Genomic DNA, 25115 nt, shown 5'->3' with positions numbered 1-25115 from the left:
TCTGTTCGAAGTATGCCAGGGGTTCATGTCCTACGTCCAGCAGACGGCAACGAAACACGTGCCGCATGGAAAGTAGCTATGGAATCAACAGATACACCGACGATCTTAGTACTAAGTCGTCAAAACTTACCTGTTTTGCCATCAACAAAAGAAGTGGCAGATGACATGGTCAAAAAAGGCGCTTACGTCTTGTCTCCAGCAAAAGGAGACCAACCAGAAGGGATCTTGATCGCCACTGGCTCTGAAGTAGCTTTAGCTGTCGATGCACAAAAAGTATTAGCAGAACAAGGCAAAGACGTCTCTGTCGTTTCAATGCCAAGTTTTGATTTGTTTGAAAAACAATCAGCTGAATACAAAGAAAGTGTCTTCCCAAAAGCAGTGACAAAACGTGTTTCTATCGAAATGGCTGCTTCTTTTGGTTGGGAACGTTATACAGGGACACAAGGGGCAATCATTGCGATCGATCGCTTCGGTGCGAGCGCACCTGGCGAGACGATCATCAAAAACTATCAGTTTACAGTAGAGCATGTAGTTGAAGTCTTTGACCAATTGTAGGATGTATTCTTGTTCATTACTAAGACAAAATCTACGTAAATGATGAGAGATGTACGTTGTTTAGTTAAAATCTGCCGAACCGGAAATCATTCGATTCCAGTTCGGCAGATTTTTTATTGTTATTTTAGTTTTAAGTGTTTGATTCCTAAAAAATGTTGAAGGTTTAAGACTACGCCTCCAAGCAGTGTCGCTTTTTCGTTCAATGAGCTGTTGCGGACAACTAATTGATTTGAAAAATGATTTCGTAGATTCCCTCTTAGTTGTTCGATCATATCAGGTATTTCACGATAGAGTGAGCTATTCAAAACGATGATCGACGGATCATAGTGGGCAATCAGATTGTTGATGCCTATCGTCAAGTAGTTGATATTTTCTTCAACGACTTCCCGTGCATCATGATCTTGGTTTTGGTAATATTCTCGAAGAATGATGGCATTGACATAATCCAGTTTTTTCCTTTGAGCAAATTGCTCGTAGCAAACTTTATTTGCGGCATACATTTCCAAACAGCCACGATTACCACAGCGACAGGCCTTCCCATCCATCACGATGATTTGATGCCCGATTTCCCCAGCAAAGCCATGCGCACCAACTTCTAAATTCCCATTTTTGACGATACCAGCACCAATCCCACTGTGCATATTGATGCTTACAAGATTTTTGGAATCGGAGGTAAAAGTATACTCACCTAAAGCTGCAAGATTTGCTTCATTTTCTAAATAAACAGGATAGTTTCTAAGTTTCTCTGCGATTTTGCGAAAAGGTATGTGATCAAAGTTATAGTGAGGACCAAAAATGGGTTCGCCATGATAGACGGGGCCATGAACGGCAATCGCCACGCCAATGATCCCATACTCGGTCGTAGGCATCTGTTGTTCAAATAGAGTAAAGATTTCTGAAAGATAACGATCAATGGCTTCTTCATCTAGTGTGATTGGTTTTTTCTTGATATGTTGGACTTCCTCGCCATCTAAATAAGTCAATAGACCATTGATGTAGTTATAGCCGATATCGATGGCAATCGAAAGACCCGCTTTTCCGTTATATTGAAGAATGATTGGTTTCCGTCCGCCGACATTGCTTGATTCGCCAATACCGGTTTCGATCACGAGATGATCATCGATCAATTTTTTGACAATGGCAGAGACGGTTGCTTTTGTTAGCCCGGTCTTGGCTGAAAGCTCAGCACGAGAAAGTGCAGGATGATTCATAATGAGTTCTAGACATAAAGATTCATTCGGGCTACGTCGGGTATAAATTGGATTTTTCAAAGTAAATCACTTCCTGTTCATTATGTAATGAGGATACGTCCTAAAGTATACTGGTAATCTCATTATTTTTCTAGTTATTTATCTGCAGCTAATTCGTTTTGTAAAGCCAGTGAATTAACTGGATTAGAATAATAATCCTTTGATAATAATAAAAAAATAGCTTGACTATAAAAATGAAAGCGTATACTATATACTCGTTAAGTTAGTTTGTTCGATGAACTAACTAATAGAGAAAGACAAATTAGGAGGAATTTATAATGAGCTATTTTCCACAAGTAGAAAAAATCCAGTACGAAGGAACAACGACAACCAATCCCTTTGCTTTTCGTCATTTCAATCCGGAAGAAGTCGTTGCTGGCAAAACGATGAAGGAGCATTTACGCTTTGCGGTCGCTTATTGGCATACTATGACACAAGATGGCAGTGATCCATTTGGCTCACCAGTCAATCAAAGAACATGGATGGGCGCGACTGAAATGGAAACAGCCAAAAATCGAGTAGCTGCCTTCTTTGAGATTTTAGAAAAACTAGGCGTTGACTATTTTTGCTTCCATGATGTCGATATCGCACCTGAAGGAAACAGCTTAGAAGAATTCTATGCCAATTTAGATGAAATCACAGACTTGATCAAGGAACACATGGAGCGTACAGGAATCAAACTGCTTTGGAACACAGCGAATATGTTCAGCCATCCACGGTATGTGAACGGTGCCGCTTCAACAAACTATGCAGATGTCTTTGCTTATGCCGCAGCACAAGTCAAAAAAGGCTTAGATATCTCCAAAAAACTCAACGGCCAAAATTATGTATTCTGGGGCGGTCGTGAAGGATATGAAACGTTATTGAATACGGATATGGCGTTTGAGCAAGATAATATTGCACGTTTGTTCAAAATGGCGATCGCCTACAGTGAAAAAATTGGGCATACGCCACAGTTCTTGATTGAACCAAAACCAATGGAACCAAGTAAACATCAATATGATTTTGATGCAGCGACTGCGTTACAATTCATTCAAAAATACGGTCTACAAGAGAAATTCAAACTTAACTTGGAAGCCAATCATGCCACTTTAGCTGGGCATACGTTTGAACATGAAATCGAAGTGGCACGAATCAACAATGCGTTAGGTTCACTTGATGCGAATCAAGGGGATGTGTTACTTGGTTGGGATACCGATGAGTTTCCAACGAACGTCTATGATGTCACTTTGGCTATGTATGGTGTCTTAGAAAATGGCGGGATCGCACCTGGTGGAATCAATTTTGATTCAAAAGTCCGTCGTTCAAGTTTCGCGATGGAAGATCTGTTCTTAGCACATATTGCTGGAATGGATACATTTGCGAGAGGGTTGAAAGCAGCCGCGAAATTAAAAGAAGATCGTTTCTTCGATACCTTAAAAGAAAAACGTTATGCGACTTTCCAAGAAGGCATTGGGGAATCCATCGTCAATGACAAAGAAGATCTGGAAAGTTTGACGGACTATGCGTTGAACTTGAAAGACATCGAGTTGGAATCCAGTCATATTGAATATGTCAAATCTTGTTTGAATGATTATTTGGTTTAATCCATCTGATGAAGAATCTCTTTCGGTTAGCTAAAGATAGCTGTCATTGCCCCCTTTTCGATCGTTGAGAGAGATTCTCCTAAAAAAATAAAATGAGGTGCACGATGAAAATTAAAAATCCAGTATTAACAGGTTTTCATGCTGATCCATCGATCATACGAGTAGATGATACTTATTACATTGCTAACTCAACGTTTGAATGGTTTCCAGGTGTTCAGATCTATGAATCAAAAGACTTGATGAACTGGCGCTTAGTGGCCCGCCCATTAGCGACTGTTGAGCTGTTGGATATGAAAGGGAATGAAGATTCAGGAGGGATCTGGGCACCAGATTTATCTTATGCGGATGGAAAATTTTGGTTAGTTTACACCGATGTCAAAGTGGTCAATGGGGCGTTCAAAGATTGTACAAATTATTTGACGACCGCAGAAGAAATCACTGGTCCATGGAGCAAACCCATTCGACTGAACGGTGTCGGCTTCGATGCTTCACTTTTCCATGATGACAATGGCCGAAAATACTTGGTTCAAATGGAATGGGATCACCGCGAATACCATCATCCGTTCAATGGGATCAAATGTACTGAATATTCAGTGGAAGAACAACGCTTGCTTCCTGAAACAGGCAAGATCATTTGGAAAGGAACCGACGTCAAATTAGTGGAAGGACCGCATCTGTATAAGTTGTTCGGTTATTATTATTTGTTTTGTGCAGAAGGTGGCACTGTCTATACGCACCAAGAAGTGGTCGCACGTGCAAAAACGTTAGAAGGACCGTTTGAGAGTCAAGCAGAGACCTTTTTAACTGCCTATGATTCTCCAGAAAATCCACTGCAAAAATGTGGTCATGGCGCGTTAGTCAGTACACCAGAAGGCGAATGGTATTTTGCCCATTTGACCGGCAGACCTTGGCATCACAAAAATGAATCGATCCACGACCCTCGTGGCTGGTGTACGTTAGGCAGAGAAACAGCGATCCAAAAAGTAACATGGTCGGAAGACTTATGGCCAGAAATCGTGGGCGGAAAGCAAGGGAGCTTAGAAGTAGACGCACCAAAAGGAGTGACCCCTCATCCTTATGAAAAAGTGGTACAAAGAACCGACTTCGAACAAAGTGAGCTGCCATCACAATTCCAAACAGTACGTGTTCCTTTTACGAAGGAGATCGGAATTTTGAAAGATGGCAAGTTGACATTACGAGGTGCTGGAAGTTTAGCCAATACACATGGGCATTCACTTGTTGCTAGGCGTTGGCAAGCTTTTGAGTTTGAAGCAGAAACTGCCTTGAGTTATTCACCGACGACGTTCCAACAAATGGCAGGGTTGACGAATTATTATAATTCGCAGCATTGGTCGATGATCCAAGTGACTTGGCAGGAAGAAAAAGGTCGGGTCATTGAAATCACTGAGAATAATCAAGGTGTATTCAAAAGTTATTTACAAGAACAGGCGATTCCGGTTCCAGAAGATGTGACGATGGTTTATTTCAAGACAATTGTCAGAAAGGAGACATACACCTATGCTTATTCATTTGACGGAAAAGCATGGACAGAATTAGCGATCCAGTTAGATGCAAAAGTATTATCCGATGAGTATGTTAACCAGACGCATGGCGGTTTCTTTACGGGCGCATTTGTCGGCATGGTCAATGTCGATTACTCAGGGTATGATTTGCCAGCTGTGTTTGATTATTTTGATTATCGGGAAAAACAAAGTGAATAAAACAGCGTTGTCGTTTCAGGAGTAAGAGGAGGGTTCCATGGAAAAAGAACGGTTATTTTCAATGTCTGATATTGAAAAAAGTTTTGGTCCTGTACATGTCTTGAAAAAAGCACAGCTTGAGATAAATAAAGGTGAGATCCATGCTTTCATGGGGGAGAACGGAGCAGGTAAATCGACGTTGATGAATATTCTTGCCGGCTTGATCGATAAGGACGAAGGGAAAATCATATTTGAAGGAAAAGAGATCTCTAAGATGACACCTGATCTTGCACAAGAATTAGGGATTGCGTTCGTTCATCAAGAATTGAATCTAGCAGAAGATTTGTCTGTTGCGGAAAATATCTTTATTGGACGTTTGCCTTATAAAAACAAGACATTAGGAATTGTTGACTTTAAAAAATTATATGAAGACACGCAGCAATGGCTGAATCTAGTAGGGTCTACGATTCTGCCTACGACATTGGTTGCTTCGCTTTCTACTGCCAATAAGCAATTGATTGAAATTGCCAGAGCGCTTAGTTTGAACGCTAAAGTGATCATCTTTGATGAACCGACAACTTCTTTGTCTGAAAAAGATGTCGAAGTTTTATTTATTATTATTCGCAGATTGAAAGAAAAAGGCGTTTCGAGTATTTACATCTCCCATCGCATGAAAGAGATCTTTGAATTAGGTGAACGCATCACGATCATGCGTGATGGGGAATATATTTTGACAGATGAAGTGAAAAACTTGTCTGAAGAAGAGATCATCGCGCGATTAGTTGGGCGAGAAATCAAGGATCTGTATCCGAAACAACCGACCCAATTAGGTGAAACCTACTTACAAGTTACCAACCTTTCTGATTCTTTTGGGCGGGTTAAAAATGTCAGCTTCCAAGCAAGACGTGGGGAAGTGTTAGGTTTTGCGGGGTTAGTCGGCAGTGGCAGAACAGAAACGATGCGGATGATTTTCGGTGCAGATCGCGCAAAATCAGGTGAAATCAAATTGGCGAACCAGCCGGTAGTAATCAAATCACCTGTCGATGCGATTCGTCAAGGCATTGGGCTATTGACGGAAGATCGGAAACATCAAGGCTTGTTCCTAGGACTCTCGATCCAAGACAATATCACGATAACGAATCTAGGTGGGTTTATATTAAAACATGGGTCACTCAGTCAAACGGCACATCAGTTTGTTCAAGACGTGAAAATCAAAATCAGCGACATTGCACGTCCAGTTGCTAGTCTATCGGGTGGAAATCAGCAGAAAGTAGTTTTAGCAAAGTGGTTGAACACGACAAATGAAGTATATATTTTTGATGAGCCAACCAAAGGAATCGATGTCGGGGCAAAATCAGAAATTTATACGATCATCAACGACTTGGCACGTCAAGGGAAAACGATTTTGATCGTCTCTTCGGAAATTTCTGAATTATTAGGCATATGTGACCGAATCCAAGTCTTTCGTGAAGGTAGGATCACAGGAGAAGTCGTCGTCGCTGAGTATCAGGATAGAAAAGATGAGGCCCAAGAATTGATCATGACATACGCCACACTTAATGAATAGGAACGATTCTTCCGTTAGATGGTATGTAAACAAAGGAGAGAGCTATGGAAAAACGAAACAAGTTAACGATCAAGTCACTTTTTATGAACTACTCTGTCTATTTAGTCTTAATTGCCTTGATTCTCTATTTTTCAATTGCGAATGCTGATTTTTTGAACACCTTCAACATTGAAAATTTCTTCCAACAAATCCCACCGGTAGGGATTTTGACTGTTGCTTATGCGATGATCTTGATTTGCGGTTATGTTGATCTATCCATCGGGTATGTCGGGATGGCAGCAGGCATGATCGGTTTATATGCGGCAAATCAAGGAATGCCTGCGCCACTCGTTGTGCTTCTCGCCTTGCTGACTGGCGCGTTGTTAGGAGCCATGAATGCTTTATTGATCAAAAAATTTGATTTGCCTTCATTTATTCTGACATTAGGAACAAGCTATGTCATCAAAGGGATGTTGGGATTTTTCACAGATGAACAATTTATCGGCTCAGAAAATGCTTGGTTCAATCAATTGGCTAAAACACCGATCGGTACAAATATGTTCAAAAGTAATGCGTTGATTTTTCTAATCGTCATTGTCGTATTTGCTTTTGTGATGAAAAATACGCGTTTAGGAAGGTATACCTATGTTGTAGGCTCAAATCAAGAGGCGGCTAGGCTATCTGGGATAGATACTGACAAGCATATTATCAAAATGTTTATGATTGAAGGAATGTTAGCGGCAATCGCTGGTCTGTTGATCGTTTCAAACTTAAATGGTGGCGCTTCCAAAGACGCGAATGGGTTAGACTTGTTCGCGATGGCAGCAGCTATCATGGGCGGTACATCATTTAGCGGTGGGATCGGTACGATCGGCGGTGCAGTTGCAGGTATCTTAACCTTGCAAGTATTTAAAAATGGCTTGACCTTGATGGGTGTAAATTCATTCTTGCAAGATACCGTCACCGGACTAGTCATTATTTTAGCAATCATTATTGATTATTTGAAACGTCGAGCAAGTCGTCAGTCTTAATTACAATCAAAGGAGCGAAAAGACCATGTTTAAAAAATCATTTTGGATCATTAGTATGTTTGTTGCGTTATTATTAGTTGGCACAGGGTGTAGTTCAAGTGATTCCGCCGATGCTGACAGTGAAAAGACGTTGTACTTCATCCCGATCGTAGATACAGGTGCTTATTGGAACCCGATGAAAAAAGGAGCAGAAGATGCCGCGGCAGAACTAGGCTATACATTGGTTACGAAAACTTCACCTTCTGCTGAACCAAGTAAGAAAGAAAAGCATATCGGCTTTATCAGAGAAGCGGTTGCTAAAAACGCCGCAGGGATCGCGATTGCACCGATTGAGAAAAAAGCATTCGTCGATCCGATCAAGGAGGCAATGGATAAAGGCATCCCTGTCATCACGTTTGATGCCGATTTAGAAAATCCAGAAGATCGGACAGCTTATGTTGGGACGGACAACGTTTCAGCTGGAAAAGAATTGGGATTACGTGCAGCAGAAGAAATGAAGGCAAAAGGGATCACCGGTGGTTCGATCGCGATTGTTTGTGTGGACGTTGCACAACCGACAATGATCGATCGCGAAAAAGGATTGAAAGAAGGCTTTGCAGAGGTCTATGGACCAGATGCTGAAAACTTTAACTTTTTAGCCACTATTCAAGATAACGACCAACCATCAGAATCGAAAAAACAATTAGAAGGCTATATTGCAGCGAATAGAGATTTAGTCACTGTCTTTTCTTTAGGTTCTGAAGGCCCGAACGTAGGGGTGATGAGTGCGTTAGAATCGCAAGGGAAAGCAGGACAAGTTCTTCATTATGGGTTTGATTATACGGATACTTGGTTAAGAGGTGTGGCGGATGAACGAATTACAGCCATCGTTGATCAAGATGCCTACCAAATTGGTTATCAAGTCATTGAGAATTTAGTGAAAGCCATTGACGGAGAAACGATTGATGCAACCATCCCAATCGATGTCAACTACGTGTTAGCCGAAGACTTAGAAGAATATGGAAAAGAAAAAAGTAAAGTGAAAACCGACTCTGTCGAAGAGGACGAAACAGAAAGTACGGACGAAACAGAATAAAATACGTATATGATCAATGGAAAGAAACAGGCGGTGACTTCAAGGAGCAGACTGTTTCTTTCACTTGTTTAAATTAGAAAGGAAAATAAACGATGTATGTATTAGGTTTAGACTTAGGAACGAGTGCATTGAAAGGCTTAGTGTTTGATCAAAAAGGGCAACTAGTGGGAGAAGCAGTTGCTTCTTATCCTATGAGTAATCCACAAATGGGTTATAGCGAGCAACAACCAGCGGACTGGCTCAAAGCAACAGATAAGGTGATAAAAGAATTGGTCGAACAAGTGACTGATTTCAAAGATGAACTAGTAGGCATCAGCTTTTCTGGACAGATGCACAGCTTAGTATTATTGGATGAAGCAGACCAAGTTCTAAGACCAGCTATTTTATGGAATGACGTGCGAACGACCACGCAATGCCAAAGAATCACTGAAACCATAGGAGATAAGTTACTTCAACAAACAAAAAACAAAGCATTAGAAGGCTTTACGCTCCCTAAAATCCTATGGGTCCAAGAACATGAACCAACAGTTTTGGAAAAGGTCAAACAGATCCAATTGCCAAAAGATTATTTACGATTCTGGTTGACCGGCTCGTATCATATGGACTATTCGGATGCGGCTGGAACGCTACTGTTGAATCAAGAAACTAAGCAGTGGGATGAAGAAATCATCGAAACCTTTGAAATCAACGCAGACATCTTACCTCCTTTAGTGGCATCTACTGAAGTAGTCGGCACATTGAAAGAAGAGCTAAAAGAAAGATACGGATTTACCAAACAAATCAAAGTGATCGCAGGCGGTGCTGACAACGCTTGTGGTGCTGTGGGCGCTGGTATTTTAGAAGAAGGTCTAGGCTTGTGTTCAATCGGTACAAGCGGAGTATTTCTTCGATACGAAAAAAATGTGGATAGAGACTACCAAGGCAAGCTCCATCTCTTCCAACATGCCTCAGGGGCAGCCTATTCCATGGGCGTGACCTTAGCGGCGGGCGACAGCTTGAGCTGGTTCAAGCAGCGCTTTGCTCCGAATCTATCATTCAATGAGTTATTATCAGAGGTAGGAACCGTTGAAGCTGGCAGTAATGGGTTGTTGTTCACTCCTTATATCGTAGGCGAACGAACTCCTTATAGTGATAGTCAAATCAGAGGAAGCTTTATCGGGATTGATACGCAACACGAACTGAAACACTTTACCCGCAGCGTGCTAGAAGGAATCACCTTCTCTTTAAAGGATTCACAAGAAATCATGGAGGAAATGACCCAACAAAAAATAGAAAAAATCGTCTCGGTAGGTGGCGGCGCCAAAAATCCAGCATGGCTGCAAATGCAGGCAGATATTTTCAATCGCCCGATCGTTACTTTAACAACTGAACAAGGACCTGGCTTGGGAGCTGCCATGTTAGCAGCAGTCGGCTGTGGCTGGTTTGCCGATTTGAACGAATGCGCAGCGGTTTTTGTTTCCTACCAATCGCCAGTACAACCCGATTCACAACAAGTTGAAATGTATCAAAAGGTATATGCACGTTATCGTAAAGTATACGAATGTACAAAGGAAATCTGTCATATGTATGAAAAGTGACACACGCATGATTGAGTGAAAGGAGGGCTTTTTCGATGAAAAAAATAGTCACATTATTAGGCGATTTTTATCATCCACATGATCAATTAGTCGATTATTTTCAGGGAATAGTTAAGAAGTTTCCACAAGAACTAGAGATGACTGATCTGACAATTGATCAACTGAGGAAAATCTTACAAGAGCAACCAGATATATTCCTTCTTTCAAAGGAAAATCGGTTAGCGCCAGAAACAGATCAGGCGGTTTGGTTAGATGAAACATACGATCAGCTGATCACCGAGTATGTGGTAAATGGCGGAAGCCTGATCGCACATCATTCAGGACTATCTAACTATCCGATCCATTCCACTTTTCATGACATGCTAGGTGGGCGATTCATTCACCATCCTAAACCAACAGAAGTCGTCTATCGGGATCAAAAGGGTCTATCTTACAAGATTTGGGACGAACACTACTTCACGGAGGTAGATCAAGCGAAGACAGAAGTTCGCCTGCACAGCTATTCTCAATCCGGCGAATCGATTGCTGCTTGGCGCCATCAATATGGCAAAGGTAGCGTCTTTTGCATCACGCCTGCACATTTTTCAGAAGGGTTACAACATGAAGCAACTGAAAAGCTACTTTTAGAAGGGATCGATTGGTGTCTAAAGCTAATGTGATTGTGATGAAAAAGATGGATAGTTTTTTTATAACTCTATTTATGTTTCCAATCAATGCTATACTTGAAGTATTTAATAGATTGGAGAGAAGTTATGAGTCAAACAGAATTTATCATCCTTCTTATCGTCGGACTTATCGGAGTCTTAGTTGCGTTAGAAATCAATTCACGAAGAAAACTAAGAGCCGATGTCCGTTACAAGTGGGGCAAACTTCCATATCAAGTACGATTCGATAAGGAGGAAAGCTTAAAAGAAGCTTGGCAGACAGAAAAAAAGTTTCGAACGTGGGATAGCGAAGTCGATGATTTGACTTGGTATGATCTGGATATGTTTGAAGTATTCGAAACAGTCAATCATACGTATTCGAGTGTAGGTTCAGAAGCGTTGTACCAACGTCTACGTAACTTTGATTTTGGACACGATCAACGGTTAGAACAATTAATCACTTTCTACCAAGAAAATCCTAAATTGAGAGAAGAGATCCAGTATCAATTTGCACGACTAGGGAAAAAAGATCGAAATTTTGCCAAACAATATTTAGCAGATGGTAAGAGCAAGAAAATTGGTCATATCGGTTTGTTTGCTTTCTTAGGTATATTACCGCTTATTGGTTTAGGGCTATTTTTACTCGGGCAAATGGTCGGGATCTTTGTCGCAATCGTTAGCGTATTGTTCAATACGATCTATTATTTGATAAAAAAACAAACGCTCGAAACAGAACTTAACAGTATGGGCTATCTTGTTTCCACGATTTCTGCGGCGAAAAAAATCGCTACGTTTGCCACACCATTGCAAGCGGAACTGCAAAAAAATGTTCAGCCTTTGAGAGATATCCCTAAGTTCGGCTTTTCGTTTCGCGTAAAAAATGGCTCGGAAGCAGAGTTGTTTTTTGACTATTTGAATATGATGTTCATGTTACCTTTTATTTCGTATCATTTTGTTATTAGTCGATTGGAGAAAAAAACGAAAGAAGCAATCGATCTATGGCAGTTATTAGGCGAGTTAGAAGTGGCAGCGGCGGTGTTGAACTATCGCACCTACATGCCTTATTCCTGTCAACCAGTGGTTTCAGAAGGAGGGGTCATCGCAGAGGATACGTACCATCCTTTGATTTCAGAGGCAGTCGTCAATCCAATCGCTTGGCAACAAAACACATTGGTCACAGGCTCGAATGCTTCAGGAAAATCGACGTATGTTAAAAGTATTGCGATCAACTGCATTTTAGCGCAAACGATCCAAACCGCTTTAGCCGAATCTTTCACGCTCCAACCCGGTCATGTCTTGACCTCAATGGCGATCGAAGATAACTTATTTGAAGGCGATAGTTACTTTGTTTCAGAAATCAAATCGATCAAGCGTTTATTGCAACAAGTGGAAACAAATGAACGCTGCTATTGCTTTGTCGATGAGATTTTGAAAGGCACAAATACGATTGAACGGATTGCTTCTTCGGCAGCAATCGTGAACTGGCTGAGCGATTACCCATCGTTAGCATTTGTTGCAACACACGATATCGAATTGACAGAGATCTTGAAGAAAGATTGTGCCAATGTCCATTTCGAAGAGCAAGTAACGCCTGAAAAAGGGATCAGCTTTGACTTTAAATTAAAACAAGGACCTGCTAAAACAAGAAATGCCATTGCTTTATTAGATGTGCTGAAATACCCTAAAGCCATCGTTGACGAGGCACAAGCAGAAGCCGCCTTTTTTGATCAACATCGCCAATGGCGGGTAGTTGAATAAGAACTAATATGAAACAAAGAGGAAACAGCTAAACGACATCATTGATAGGGAAAAAACCACTAGCATGCCAGATATATTTTTCTGGAATTTCTTGTGGTTTTTTCATTTTTTACTGTGATACTCGGAGCTGAACGACTTTCTCACAACCTAGATAAACGGTGTTCAAGGAGCAACACTTCGGTCATAAGCCAGAAAAATCAAAAATGAAAAAACCATTTTCAATTTCCCTGTCTTATGCCTTAGTGCAAACCGCTCCTTTCACAACCTAGATAAACGGTGTTCGAAAGTCAACTCCTTCGATATTAAGTCAAAACGTGAAAAAATATGAGGAGCTATTTTCCCACGTTTCGTCTTAATACTCGGAGCTGAACGACTTTCTCACAACCTCAATACATGCTAAAATAGTAAATCAGACAAAATAAGGAGAGTTATAAAAAAAATGACAAATGCTCTTGAGATAAATGACTTGAGAAAAATCTATGCGACAGGTGTTGAAGCACTGCGAGGCATCAATCTAACGGTTGAAGAAGGTGACTTTTATGCACTGCTAGGACCAAATGGCGCAGGGAAATCGACAACGATCGGTATCATCACTTCATTGGTGAATAAGACTTCAGGAAAAGTGAAAGTATTTGGCTATGATCTGGATACAGATTTAGTACGAGCGAAACAACAAATCGGTTTAGTTCCCCAAGAGTTCAACTTCAATCCGTTTGAAACAGTACAACAAATCGTTGTCAATCAAGCGGGTTATTATGGTGTTTCTCGTAACGAAGCATTGAAACGTAGTGAGAAATACCTCAAACAGTCTAATTTATGGGAGAAACGAAATGTTCGTGCGCGGATGCTTTCAGGTGGGATGAAACGTCGTTTGATGATCGCCCGAGCATTGATGCATGAACCTAAATTATTGATTCTTGATGAACCGACAGCAGGTGTCGATATTGAATTAAGAAGAGAAATGTGGGAATTTCTACGTGAGTTGAACAATGCAGGCACAACAATCATTTTGACGACCCATTATTTGGAAGAAGCAGAAATGCTTTGCCGTAATATCGGGATCATCCAATCGGGTGAGTTGATTGAGAATACTTCTATGAAAGCATTGCTGTCCAAATTGCAATTCGAAACGTTTATCTTTGACTTAGCACCTTATGACAAAAAGCCAGAGATCGTTGGCTATACGAGTGTTTTAGAAGATGAACGCACGCTTGCGGTCGAAGTAGAGCGTAATCAAGGCGTGAATGGGATCTTTGAACAGTTAAGTGCGCAAGGAATCAAAGTATTATCCATGCGTAATAAGTCCAATCGTTTAGAAGAACTATTCTTGAAAATTACGGAAGAAACCTATCATGTGGAGGCAACGAAAGAAAATGTTTAATCTTTATTTTACTGCATTAAAAAGTTTAGCAATCAAAGAAACCAATCGCTATATGCGTATCTGGGTACAAACCTTAGTACCACCAGTGATCACTACGTCCTTGTATTTTATCATCTTCGGAAAAATGATCGGTGGACGGATCGGGGATATGGGTGGCTTTTCTTACATGGAATTTATCGTTCCAGGATTGATCATGATGTCAGCCATCACAAGCTCTTATTCAAATGTTTCTTCCTCGTTCTTTTCACAAAAATTCCAAAAGAACATCGAAGAGATTTTAGTTGCGCCCGTACCAACACACGTCATCATCTGGGGATTTGTGATCGGTGGATTAGGCCGAAGTGTCTTGGTCGGTGCTTTAGTCACAATGATTTCTCTGTTTTTTGTTCCATTACATGTCTATTCATGGACGATCGTTGTATTGACGCTATTGATGACCGCCATCTTATTCTCTCTTGCTGGCTTGATCAATGGGATTTTCGCGCAATCTTATGATGACGTATCCATCGTACCAACGTTTGTGTTACAGCCGTTGACTTACCTTGGTGGAGTCTTCTATTCGATTTCAATGTTGCCACCGATTTGGCAAGCCATCTCAAAAGTGAATCCAATTGTTTATATGATCTCAAGTTTCCGATATGGTTTCTTAGGCACGACAGATGTACCGATCTTTGTTTCAATTGCAATCCTTGTGCTGTTCATCGTTGTGCTTTATTCAACGTGTTGGTACTTGATCAACAAAGGTAGAGGGTTGAGAAGTTAATAAGCTGACCGCTCCTCTCACAACCTGGATAAACGGTGTTCAAAAAGCTGGCCTTCAACATTAAGCTAAAAAATTGCAAAATATGAGAAGCTATTTTACAATTTTCTATCTTACTGCTCAGGCCAAAACGCTTTTCTCACAACCTAAGATAAACGGTGTTCGAAAGCCAACTCCTTCAATAGTAAGTCGAAAATTGAAAAAATATGAGAAGCTATTTTCCCAATTTCCGCCTTACTATTCGGAGCTGATCGGCTTTCTCACAACCTGGATAAACGGTGTTCAAGGAGCAACACTTCGGTCATAAGCCAGAAAAATCAAAAATGAAAGAGCCATTTTCAATTTCCCTGTCTTATGCCTTAGTGCTGACCGCTCCTTTCACAACCTAGATAAACGGTGTTCGAAAGCCAACTCCTTCAATAGTAAGTCAAAAATTGAAAAAATATGAGAAGCTATTTTCTCAATTTCCGCCTTACTATTCGGAGCTGATCGGCTTTCTCACAACCTGGATAAACGGTGTTCAAGGAGCAACACTTCGGTCATAAGCCAGAAAAATCAAAAATGAAAGAGCCATTTTCAATTTCCCTGTCTTATGCCTTAGTGCTGACCGCTCCTTTCACAACCTCTTTGCTTCTTTTTCTTTTTCCTAGTATAATGGCAACAATGTTTTTGATGGAACTTTGCATATAGCGAAATGGAGTGTACTTAATGAAAGATAATTTTTGGGCTGAATTACCTACGCCCTTTTTTGTATTAGCACCAATGGAAGATGTGACAGATGTGGTTTTTCGGCATGTCGTCCAAAAAGCCGGCGCGCCGGATGTGTATTTCACCGAATTTACCAACTCAGATAGCTTTTGTCATCCAGATGGCAAAGAAAGTGTCAAAGGACGTTTGACGTTTACTGAAGACGAACAGCCAATGGTAGCACATATTTGGGGAGATAAACCGGAATTTTTCAGAGAGATGAGTATCCAACTAGCCGAAATGGGCTTTAAAGGAATCGACATCAATATGGGCTGTCCGGTGCCTAATGTGGCAGAACGAGGAAAAGGCAGTGGGTTGATTTTAAGACCTGAAGTTGCTGCTGAATTGATCGAAGCTGCCAAAGCTGGAGGGTTGCCGGTAAGTGTGAAAACGCGTATTGGTTATACGGAGCAAGCAGAGATGATTGATTGGCTCAGCCATTTGTTAAAGCAAGACATTGCGAATCTTTCTGTTCATTTGCGAACACGTAAAGAAATGAGTAAAGTAGAGGCGCATTGGGAATTGATTCCTGAAGTCGTAGCCTTGCGTGACAAAATCGCACCGCAAACGAAATTGACGATCAATGGCGACATTCCTGACCGCCAAACTGGGCTCGAATTAGCTGAAAAATATGGTGTAGACGGAATCATGATTGGTCGTGGGATCTTTAAAAACCCATTTGCCTTTGAAAAAGAGCCAAGAGAACATTCAGCAGAAGAACTGATTGATCTGCTACGTTTACAACTAGATCTGCAAGATCATTATGCAAAAGAAATCCCTCGTTCGATCACTGGATTACATCGCTTCTTTAAAATCTATGTCAAAGGGTTTCCAGGGGCAAATGATTTACGTGTACAATTGATGAACACGAAATCTACCGATGAAGTTCGGGCACGATTAGATGAATTTCAACATAAAACTGAATAAACAGTTGAGTCGTGATAAAAATGAACATCAAAAAAGACCGTAACATCCGAAAATATTTCGATATTTTTAGATGTTACGGCTTTTTTTGTGGAAGATTCGCTTTATAGCAAGCTTTATTCTCTTGTAGGAGATAGCCGATGTTTAGATTATATATTTCACGACAAACTGATAGTGAGTGAAAAATGATAAAAAATGAATGGAAAGGGATGAAAAATGAAGAAAATTTAATGTAACTAATGTTATTTGAGCGTTTTATTTTATGACATAACAAATTTAATGATATCCTAAAATTTATCAGATGATAAAAATTTATAGAACAAGAATTGAGTAGGTGGATGTCATGAAAAAAGTCATTGTAACAGGTGCAGGAGTGGCAGGATTAAGTGCAGCTGTACGTTTGCAAAAATTAGGCTATGAAGTAACACTGTACGAAAAAGAAAGTGGTCCTGGCGGCAAAATGAACCAAATCAAAAAAGATGGGTTCACGTTTGATGTCGGCCCGACGATCGTGATGATGCCTGAAATCTATCGCGAAGTGTTTGAATTTTGTGGAAAGAACCCGGATGACTACATTCCGATGGAAAAAGTTGATCCGATGTTGAAGCTTTACTTCAATAAAGAAGAACCACTCGAGTTTTCAAATGATCTCATTGAATTGACTAAGACACTCGAAGCGATTTCGCAAGAAGATGCGCAAGGCTATTATGCGTTTCTAGCGGATATCTACAAGCGTTATAACATAGCCAAAGAGGCATTTATTACTAAATCCTTTCGTGGTTTTTGGGATTTTTATAATCCTAAATCACTTTGGGCAGGGATTCGTCTCAGAACATTTAGTGACGCATATTCATCGATCGCTAAATTTGTCAAAGATGAACGATTGCGAAAATCATTGGCGTTCCAAACCCTATACATCGGTGTTTCCCCATACCAAGGCCCGTCGTTATACACGATCATCCCCATGATCGAACTCCTCTATGGGGTTCATTTTATCAAGGGAGGTATGTATACTTTAGCGACCTCACTAGCCAAATTACTAGAAGAATTAGGTGGAACGATCCATTATAATACACCCGTTGATGAATTGATCATTGAAAATAAAGTGGCAAAAGGTGTTCGAATCGGCCAGGAACGAGTGGAAGCAGATGCGGTCGTTTGTGGCGCAGATTTCCCTTATGCGATGAAAGAGTTGATCCCTGATGAAAAGAATCGTGGGAAATATACAGATAAGAAAATCGATAAGATGGAATACTCTTGTTCGTGTTTCTTACTTTATTTGGGATTAGATAAAAAATATCCAGGGAATTATCTCCACAGCATTTACTTCGCTGATGACTTCAAACGAAATATTGATGATTTGTTTGAAGACGGTCGGTTGCCTGAAGATCCATCCTTTTATTTATACCGCCCGACGATCATGGATGAGTCACTGGCACCAGAAAACCATGAAGGGTTATATGTGCTAGTTCCAGTTCCGGAACTTTCAAAATATGAAGATTGGTCAGAAGCAAAAGTCCAAGAATACCGTCATAAAGTATTGACGTTGTTAAAAGAAAAAACGGACTTTACGGATATTGAAGAGCATATCGTGTCAGAAAGTTATTACACACCAAAAGATTTTGAACAACATTTCAATGCGTACAATGGGGCAACGTTTGGCTTGAAGCCAACTTTAAAACAAAGTAATTACTATCGCCCTCATAATAAATTTGCTTCTGCTGAAAATCTATATTTTTGCGGCAGCAGTACACATCCCGGAGCTGGTGTACCAATCGTTATGCAAAGTGCCAAGCTTGCGGTAGAGGAGTTGGTTAAAGATGACAAAAACTAATCAGGAATTGTTTGAAAAACACGCGGAAGATTTTGCATATTGTGAAACAGTGATAAAAAAATATTCAAAATCTTTTTATGCAGCGTTTTCTCAACTTCCTGAAAAAAAAGCAAAAAGTGTCTATGCCATTTATGCCTTCTGTCGCTTGGCAGATGATACCGTTGACTTAGCACATAGCGAAGAAAAGTTGTTGGCATTAAAACAGCAATTAGATGCCTTTGCATTGGGGGAAATTCCTGACGAACCCATTTGGCGTGCCTTGTCAGTTGTCTTTTCCGTGTACCCGATGACTTTGGCACCCTTTTATGACATGATCGAAGGTCAAAAGCAAGATCTAGTCTTTACCCAGCCAGAAACGTTTGCCGACTTAGAAGACTATTGTTACTATGTCGCAGGTAGTGTCGGCTTGATGCTATTACCTTTACTATCTGATCAAGCAGAAGAGATCCAATCGCCAGCAAAACTACTGGGTGAAGCGATGCAGTTGACGAATATTTTACGGGATATCGGTGAAGATAACCAAATGGGACGGATTTATTTGCCAAAGGAAATGATGCGTGATTATGGTGTGACAGAAGCGATGTTGCATGCAAGTAAACCTACTAAATCACTGATTGATCTGTGGGAAGCAGTAGCCAATGAAGCAGAACAAAAATACGAAGCTTCTTTTGCGATGCTTCCTTTGATCGATCCAAATTGCCGCTTGGCACTAACTGCTGCTGCGATGATCTATAAAGAGCAATTAACAGTGATCAGAGAAAATCATTATCTGATGTTAGATCGTAAGAACTATGTCAGTCAGTTAAGAAAAGTCCAACTACTAAGAAAAGCAAAAAAAGATGTCGAAAAACGAAAAGATGATTCACATCAATCAACTTTATAATTGGCCATGCTAATCTTAGTAATCTGATGAATCAAAAAAAGAATGAGAAATCGCAGAAATTGTTGTTGCGAGCGCTCATTCTTTTTTTGCGGGTAACATTACATTTTAAACGGCGAATACACTGTTTATTTCATTTTCATCACTAGTATAAATAACATTTAGATTTAGTTATCTAATTTATTTAGGGTTGGTATTGAAATGTTTCCCTTGATAAAACGTCAGTTATTATAAATAAATGTGATATTCGTGCGAAAATGATGGTAAGATTAAAATAAATAGCTATTTTTTAGCTTTATCACATTTCGATCATAGAAGCTCTTTCTATAAAATCCTTGAGTTCAAGTTTCAGTGAAAGGGGTCAGGAGTGAAAAAATGGAAGTATGGGAAATCGTTGAATTTGTTAGAAAGCAAAAAGGAATAACGATCGCAGAACTTTGCGGGGAGGAAGCTAGTCGTTCTGTTTATAAACGCTTTATTCAAAACAAAGCAGATACGACAGTCAGTAAGTTGACTTACTTTTTGAAAAAACTCAATTTAGACTACGATGAACTACAGTTATTTAATTTTCCAAATGATTTATCCGAGGTTAATCGATTGATGCAAGAAGCGGTAGTGGCTTTTGAGAAAAAAGATAGTTTGGAATTACATAGTATTATCATGTTGTATGAAACAGAAGAACCTAGTACACAAAGAGAACGTCATCTGGTCAGCCTTTGTCGCTTGATGATCGCACAATTAAAAGAAGAAAAAATCGACGTATTGTCTTCAGAAGTTTATCAATATTTAATGAAGGCGCAGACATGGACACGTTATGAGATTTTTTTATTTACCAATTGTATGTATGCGTTTCATTCTAAATTTATTGATTTGATCTTAGAAAAATCGTTTCTGAGTTTGGCGGTCTACGAAGAAAATCGCAGTGGACAAAGTGAGACGTTTCGTATGTTGGCAAATGGCCTCATTCTATTTATTAAAAATCAAGATCGCCGTCTGATTTGGAAATATGGGGCAAAACTGGAAGAATATTTCCTTGAAGAAGAACTATATTATGAGCGAAACTTGCAACTGTTTTTGTAAGGCGTCTGGTACATCATCAAGGGAAATGAAAAAGGAAAGTATCACGTGAAAAAGGCATTAGCGGTCAGTTGCTACTTGGATTCAAAGCAACAATATCAGAAAAAATACGAACTGTTACGCTTTGTGGAGCAAATTTATCGCGTTGACTTTGGACTAAAGAGTGAGTTGCCAGCGCCAGATCATCAAATGTCATTATAAAATAACTAATCCTATACGGAAATAATTGTGCGTATACGACGAAGATTAACCTTATTCGGCGTATTATATTTTGACCAGTTAAAAATCAAGTATGATAAACTAGTCAAAAAAATTTTTTAGGAGGTTACACAATGGCAGGAGTAATTGCAGTCACACCCGAACAACTGAAGTCACAAGCACAGGTTTATTCACAGGCAGCATCTCAGATCCAGGAAGCAATCCGCAAAGTCAATTCAATGAACCAACAAATCAGTCAACAGTGGAAAGGGCAAGCGTTTCAAGCCTATTTGGAACAATACAACCAGCTAGAAGGCAACGTGCGTCAAATGGAAGAACTTCTTGAAAGTATCAACCAACAGTTGAACAAGTATGCTGATACTGTCGCAGAACGCGATCGTCAAGATGCCGGTTCGTTTGGCTTTTAACTTGAGCAACAAATCGAAGGGAACTGTAACTAGTTACCTAAGATCCCTTATCAACCCATTTTATGTGAAATAAAATACAATCAATAACAGCATCTCAGCTATAGCCTAAAAAAGGATATGACAGAAGTGCACAATTTCAAGAAATAAGCGTCAAAATCCGAAATCAGCTAGCTCTTTTTGGATTTTGACGCTTATTTTAAAAGAATGACTTACGCTGTACATACAGGTACAAGTGACTTCTTGAAAAAATCCTTTTTCAGAGGAGGATAACCATTTGAAAAATCGATTGAAGCAAAAGCAACCTTTTATTCTTGCGATCTTTGCAAGTTTATCTTTGCTTCTTTTCTTTGCTTATATTGGATTTGAAGAAAAGAGTATCATCACGAGTAATGCTAGTCCGACATCAAAAATGCAATATGTCTTAGTGAACGAAGATCGAGGCGCAGATTTTGAAGGTCAGCAGTACTTATTAGGAACAGATTTTGTGACATTGATCAATAAAGATACTACAAATCGTTGGGAAACTACGACGCGCAATATTGCAACAGCAGGACTAGAGAATGGCCAATTCGATGCAAAAATCATTATTCCCCAAGATTTTTCGGAAAGACTATTATCTTTACAAAGCATCAATCCAGAAAAAGCGATCATCGAATATCAAGTGCGGGATGGACAAAATGAAATCACGAACCAAATGATCGAAGAACAGGTCAATCAGATTTTAACAAACTTCAATCAACGTGTCGTACAGATGTATTTCTCGAGTATTGTAGGGAATCTATCTGAGGCACAACAAAATGTGAACAAAATGACCAACACGCACAGCAGCTATCAACAAAATCTGGAAAATACGATTTACCAACCATTCAAAAATATTCCAGACAATTATGCTAGTGTGCTGGATACAACGAGTATCTTGGAGAAAACTAATAGTACATTCAACGCCCAACAACAAGCCTTTGTAGATTCAGTGCAAACTCTTTTAGATCGCACTAATACAAGTTTGGAAGAAACACATCAAGAGACAGAAAGTGTCCAGGAGACGATTGTCGACTATACAAAAGAAGCAAATGAAAAAATCAACGAAGCAATCGAGCAATTCAATCAACAAGTCGATGTACAAAAAAATCAATTAGCCGCTCAATGGGAAAATGCAACGATTGATTATACCAACCAACATGATTTGTTCAATGATGCGATTTTAACTCAGCTTAGCAATTTTTATACATCAAATGAGCAAAACAGTATGGGCGTGTATTGGGATTTTTTGACTCAGGCAACAGCTTTTCATACAAATCAACAGGCACGCATTGAAGAGATCCAACAACAAATTACCGAGTTGGAAAGTCAGGTCGAGCAGCTAGAACGATTAAAAGGACAAATTGCCAATGCCTATTATAACGATCCGACAAGTACACCTGAAACTGCCACAGAAGATCAAGTCAAACATGCAATCATCAAGTTGATGACGAATCAAAGGAATGAACCGAAACTAGATGGCGCGTATCAATCAGTGATTGAACAAGCCTTGCCGCAAATACCAACAGATAGTTTGGCTCAATTATTAGCTGAATTACAAAACCAAGCAGTGATCAGTCAGGATCAGGCGGCGATTTTTAATGATGAGTTAACGATTGTGTCACGTTATGCCAATGATTTTGATCAACCAATCGGGAGTGAAGCTTCTTTTGCTTATCTTGAACCAAAGGCACAACATGAAGCAAACATTTCTTTACCTACAGCCTATCAACAGATTTCAATTGATTTAAATCAAGAAACGGTTCTCTCTATACAAACAGAAGAGCATGGGACGGTCATTTTTGATCCAACACATGATTTTACAGAAATGGAAAATGACTTGAATCAGTTGTTGGCACTCTACAACTATGAAACAGCGATTCGAATAGATACAGACCATTCTGTGACGATCCTACAGCCTTGGGTGATTGAGCCGGAGGAAACGGAAGAGGAAGATCATCATTTAGAAAATCCTTCATTGCCAGAGACATTGGCTTTTGAAATAAAGATTCCTTTGAGCTGGCAATTGACTCCAGAACAGCAGACGACTTCATACAATCAGGTGTTTTACACATGGATGATCAATGAACGTGTACAACAGACGAATGAATACTCGGTTTATCTTCCGATGGATCAGCCTTTGATCGATGATGTGCCACAACTATTGGAGTTGTTTCAACTGCTGAGTACCACTGCACAACAAATTGTCACGCTATTTGGTGCACCCCACCACTCTATAACGACACCCGCATACCGACGGATGATCGATCAACCAGAAAATATAGGGAAATCCCTCATTGAATTAGCTGATTCTCGGTCGATCTACTGGCTTTACAACAATCTTCAGGAAAGTGATAAGCCTTTGATGATCAGTGAACAGCTGTACCAGGAATATAAAAAAACAGGAGATCAATTGTATGGCGACACAGAGAATCAACTCATTGCTTTACAAGCGGTCATTGGTTCCCCAGGGACGAGAGAGTCCGAAGAACAAAAACCAACTTTGTACGGTACGTTGCACCTTATGACGTTACCACAAACGTTTGTGGAAGAAGCAGACAAATTAAATCAGTGGTTTGCTTCTGCGAATCAACATATCCATACAGTTTACACGGGTTGGCAACAAACGGCACAAATAGAAGCGGAATCTGTCATCACAGAAGGAAATCCACATCCTAAAGAAAATGAATACGCGATGATTGAAGCTCGTACAACCAATCTAATCGAAACGATGCAAGGATTGATGGCAAGTTCAAAGTCAGCAGCTGAAGTTACCGGACAATCTGCGGCGGAAGTAGCTGATATTGCTCCAACGATCGAACAACTTAAAGAGTCGACGGTCGAAGTACAGGACAATGCAAACACTATTTTAAGCAATCTAAGTTCGTCTCTCGATGAATCGGCACAGACGATTTCAGAAAATCAACTATATGCTGAAGCATTTAGTGGCGTCCTTTCAAATACAAGGAATGGTGGAGCAGACAATCCACATGTCTTTAATTTTCTTGCCAGTCCCATTTTAGGGCAAGGAAGTTTTGGTCAAACAAGACAAAGTTCATTGACTCCATACTACGTGACGTTGATCGGTGGGTTTACGATCCTGTTAGTATCCTTCCAATTATCTAGCGTGATGAAAAAACGAGTCGTGTCTTCTGCCGATTTATTGGTTACGCCAAACCGTCTATGGAAAAATATACCCAATATGGTGGCTATACTAAGCGTGACGTTTGTGCTATCGCTTATTTACAGTATTTTAACGACCACAGTATCAGGTGCTGCGCATTCTTTCATTTGGTTCATTTATGCGTTTTTAGTCTTTGCCAGTGGTCAATTGGTTCTTTTAGGGTTCATGCGTCAATTCAAAAAGATCACGTTGTATCTATGTGGTGGGATTTTTGGCTTGTTCTTCATGTTGACCCCTTTGTTGGGCGTAGCGATCAAAAACGGTTCGTTAACGGAAGTACTCTACCGTCTGTCACCTCTACAGAATGTTCAAAATGGGTTTACCGTACTGATGAATGAAGGGGTCATCGGTTGGGGAAGTTACCTACTCCTGATTCTCTTCCTTTTGTTTGGAATCGTACTGAACTTTATTGTCCGACCGGAAGAAAAGAAAGAGCAAGCAAGTGAATAAACGGAGGGATCAGATGGCTCAGAAAAAAATAGGACGACTGCTCTTTTTATTAGGACTATTACAGGTTTTAAGTCCAAACGATCCTACAGTTTTTTCAGGTACGCTCACGATCAATAATCAGGTGATCTACCGAGAGAGTGAAGGCGTTGAAGACAATGAAACAACCTTTATACTGCACGATTTATTTTTAGCAGATAAAACAAAATTAGACCAAGAGCGAATTGAGCAAGAAAAGCAACAAATCTCTACTGCTCAAACCCTAGTCTTTGTGGCAGAAGAAACCACTCAGCCACAAGTTTTTGAAGATACGATTACACCCAAATTGTTTAAAGAAGAGCAAATGTCTGTAGGGCATCAATTGTCAGCGAACCCCAATCCCACAACTACCCACGGGACAATTGTTTCTTGGCTGTTACTTCTATTGGGGAGTATTTTACTGGTTAGTGGGGGCGGTTACTTAGGGAAAAAGTTTTCACAACAGAAATACAAAAATAATTAAAGGACTGTTGTAG

At 40.1% G+C, this 25115-nt stretch carries 20 protein-coding genes; 19 read left to right on the top strand and 1 reads right to left on the bottom strand.

Translation table 11 applies throughout. From position 1 onward, the window contains the following. The coding region (locus tag JZO83_RS08170; protein WP_277990897.1) for a transketolase C-terminal domain-containing protein at window positions 1-555 on the top strand (555 nt) is incomplete at its 5' end. Window positions 556-674: 119 nt separating this feature from the next. Here JZO83_RS08170 and JZO83_RS08165 read toward each other — a convergent pair. After that, complete coding sequence (locus tag JZO83_RS08165) at window positions 675-1826, bottom strand: ROK family transcriptional regulator (protein WP_206853048.1); 1152 nt, start codon at window positions 1824-1826, stop codon at window positions 675-677. 257 nt (window positions 1827-2083) lie between these two features. Here JZO83_RS08165 and xylA point away from each other — a divergent pair, with 257 nt between their 5' ends. The 18 genes from xylA (at window position 2084) to JZO83_RS08080 (ending at window position 25102) form a co-directional block, all read left to right on the top strand. Continuing rightward, on the top strand, window positions 2084-3391 hold the full coding sequence (gene xylA, locus JZO83_RS08160; protein ID WP_207115461.1) for a xylose isomerase: 1308 nt from the start codon (window positions 2084-2086) through the stop codon (window positions 3389-3391). A gap of 104 nt (window positions 3392-3495) precedes the next feature. Next, entirely contained in the window at window positions 3496-5112 is a 1617-nt protein-coding gene (locus JZO83_RS08155; protein WP_207115460.1) for a glycoside hydrolase family 43 protein, read from the top strand. Between the two features lie 37 nt (window positions 5113-5149). Further along, complete coding sequence (locus JZO83_RS08150) at window positions 5150-6658, top strand: sugar ABC transporter ATP-binding protein (RefSeq protein WP_207115459.1); 1509 nt, start codon at window positions 5150-5152, stop codon at window positions 6656-6658. A 44-nt stretch (window positions 6659-6702) separates the two neighbouring features. Next, window positions 6703-7668, top strand: a complete 966-nt coding sequence (locus tag JZO83_RS08145; protein ID WP_207115458.1) for an ABC transporter permease — start codon at window positions 6703-6705, stop codon at window positions 7666-7668. A 25-nt stretch (window positions 7669-7693) separates the two neighbouring features. After that, the gene (locus JZO83_RS08140) at window positions 7694-8743 is read left to right on the top strand and encodes a sugar ABC transporter substrate-binding protein (RefSeq protein ID WP_206853056.1); all 1050 of its coding nucleotides are present in this window, start codon (window positions 7694-7696) and stop codon (window positions 8741-8743) included. Window positions 8744-8835: 92 nt separating this feature from the next. Further along, on the top strand, window positions 8836-10320 hold the full coding sequence (gene xylB, locus JZO83_RS08135; RefSeq protein ID WP_207115457.1) for a xylulokinase: 1485 nt from the start codon (window positions 8836-8838) through the stop codon (window positions 10318-10320). A gap of 35 nt (window positions 10321-10355) precedes the next feature. Further along, a complete protein-coding gene (locus JZO83_RS08130) occupies window positions 10356-10979 on the top strand; it encodes a ThuA domain-containing protein (RefSeq protein WP_207115456.1) in 624 nt (207 codons plus the stop codon). A 93-nt stretch (window positions 10980-11072) separates the two neighbouring features. Further along, window positions 11073-12722, top strand: coding sequence for a DNA mismatch repair protein MutS (locus JZO83_RS08125; protein ID WP_207115455.1), 1650 nt, complete (start codon window positions 11073-11075; stop codon window positions 12720-12722). A gap of 439 nt (window positions 12723-13161) precedes the next feature. Further along, window positions 13162-14103: an ABC transporter ATP-binding protein gene (locus JZO83_RS08120; protein ID WP_207115454.1), complete on the top strand. Its 942-nt coding sequence runs from the start codon at window positions 13162-13164 to the stop codon at window positions 14101-14103. Beyond that, window positions 14096-14866 (top strand): ABC transporter permease, encoded by a 771-nt coding sequence (locus JZO83_RS08115; protein WP_206853064.1) that lies wholly within the window; start codon window positions 14096-14098, stop codon window positions 14864-14866. The genes JZO83_RS08120 and JZO83_RS08115 overlap by 8 nt, the downstream gene beginning before the upstream one ends. Before the next feature lie 705 nt (window positions 14867-15571). Next, window positions 15572-16537: a tRNA-dihydrouridine synthase gene (locus tag JZO83_RS08110; protein WP_206853066.1), complete on the top strand. Its 966-nt coding sequence runs from the start codon at window positions 15572-15574 to the stop codon at window positions 16535-16537. Between the two features lie 340 nt (window positions 16538-16877). Next, window positions 16878-18368: a phytoene desaturase family protein gene (crtI, locus tag JZO83_RS08105; RefSeq protein WP_207115453.1), complete on the top strand. Its 1491-nt coding sequence runs from the start codon at window positions 16878-16880 to the stop codon at window positions 18366-18368. Further along, on the top strand, window positions 18355-19251 hold the full coding sequence (locus JZO83_RS08100) for a phytoene/squalene synthase family protein (protein WP_207115452.1): 897 nt from the start codon (window positions 18355-18357) through the stop codon (window positions 19249-19251). Before crtI ends, JZO83_RS08100 begins: the two co-directional genes overlap by 14 nt. A gap of 372 nt (window positions 19252-19623) precedes the next feature. Continuing rightward, a complete protein-coding gene (locus JZO83_RS08095) occupies window positions 19624-20328 on the top strand; it encodes an Rgg/GadR/MutR family transcriptional regulator (RefSeq protein WP_242542519.1) in 705 nt (234 codons plus the stop codon). A gap of 45 nt (window positions 20329-20373) precedes the next feature. Then, window positions 20374-20526, top strand: coding sequence for a hypothetical protein (locus tag JZO83_RS14405; RefSeq protein WP_242542518.1), 153 nt, complete (start codon window positions 20374-20376; stop codon window positions 20524-20526). Between the two features lie 131 nt (window positions 20527-20657). Continuing rightward, window positions 20658-20951, top strand: coding sequence for a WXG100 family type VII secretion target (locus JZO83_RS08090; protein WP_019722716.1), 294 nt, complete (start codon window positions 20658-20660; stop codon window positions 20949-20951). 274 nt (window positions 20952-21225) lie between these two features. Next, window positions 21226-24603: a type VII secretion protein EsaA gene (gene esaA, locus JZO83_RS08085; RefSeq protein ID WP_207115451.1), complete on the top strand. Its 3378-nt coding sequence runs from the start codon at window positions 21226-21228 to the stop codon at window positions 24601-24603. A 13-nt stretch (window positions 24604-24616) separates the two neighbouring features. Next, window positions 24617-25102, top strand: coding sequence for a hypothetical protein (locus JZO83_RS08080; RefSeq protein WP_207115450.1), 486 nt, complete (start codon window positions 24617-24619; stop codon window positions 25100-25102). The last annotated feature ends 13 nt before the right edge of the window (window positions 25103-25115 follow it).

The organism is Enterococcus sp. DIV1298c, from assembly GCF_017316315.1.
Lineage (GTDB): Bacteria > Bacillota > Bacilli > Lactobacillales > Enterococcaceae > Enterococcus_B > Enterococcus_B mangumiae.
This window is presented reverse-complemented; position numbering and strand designations above follow the sequence as displayed.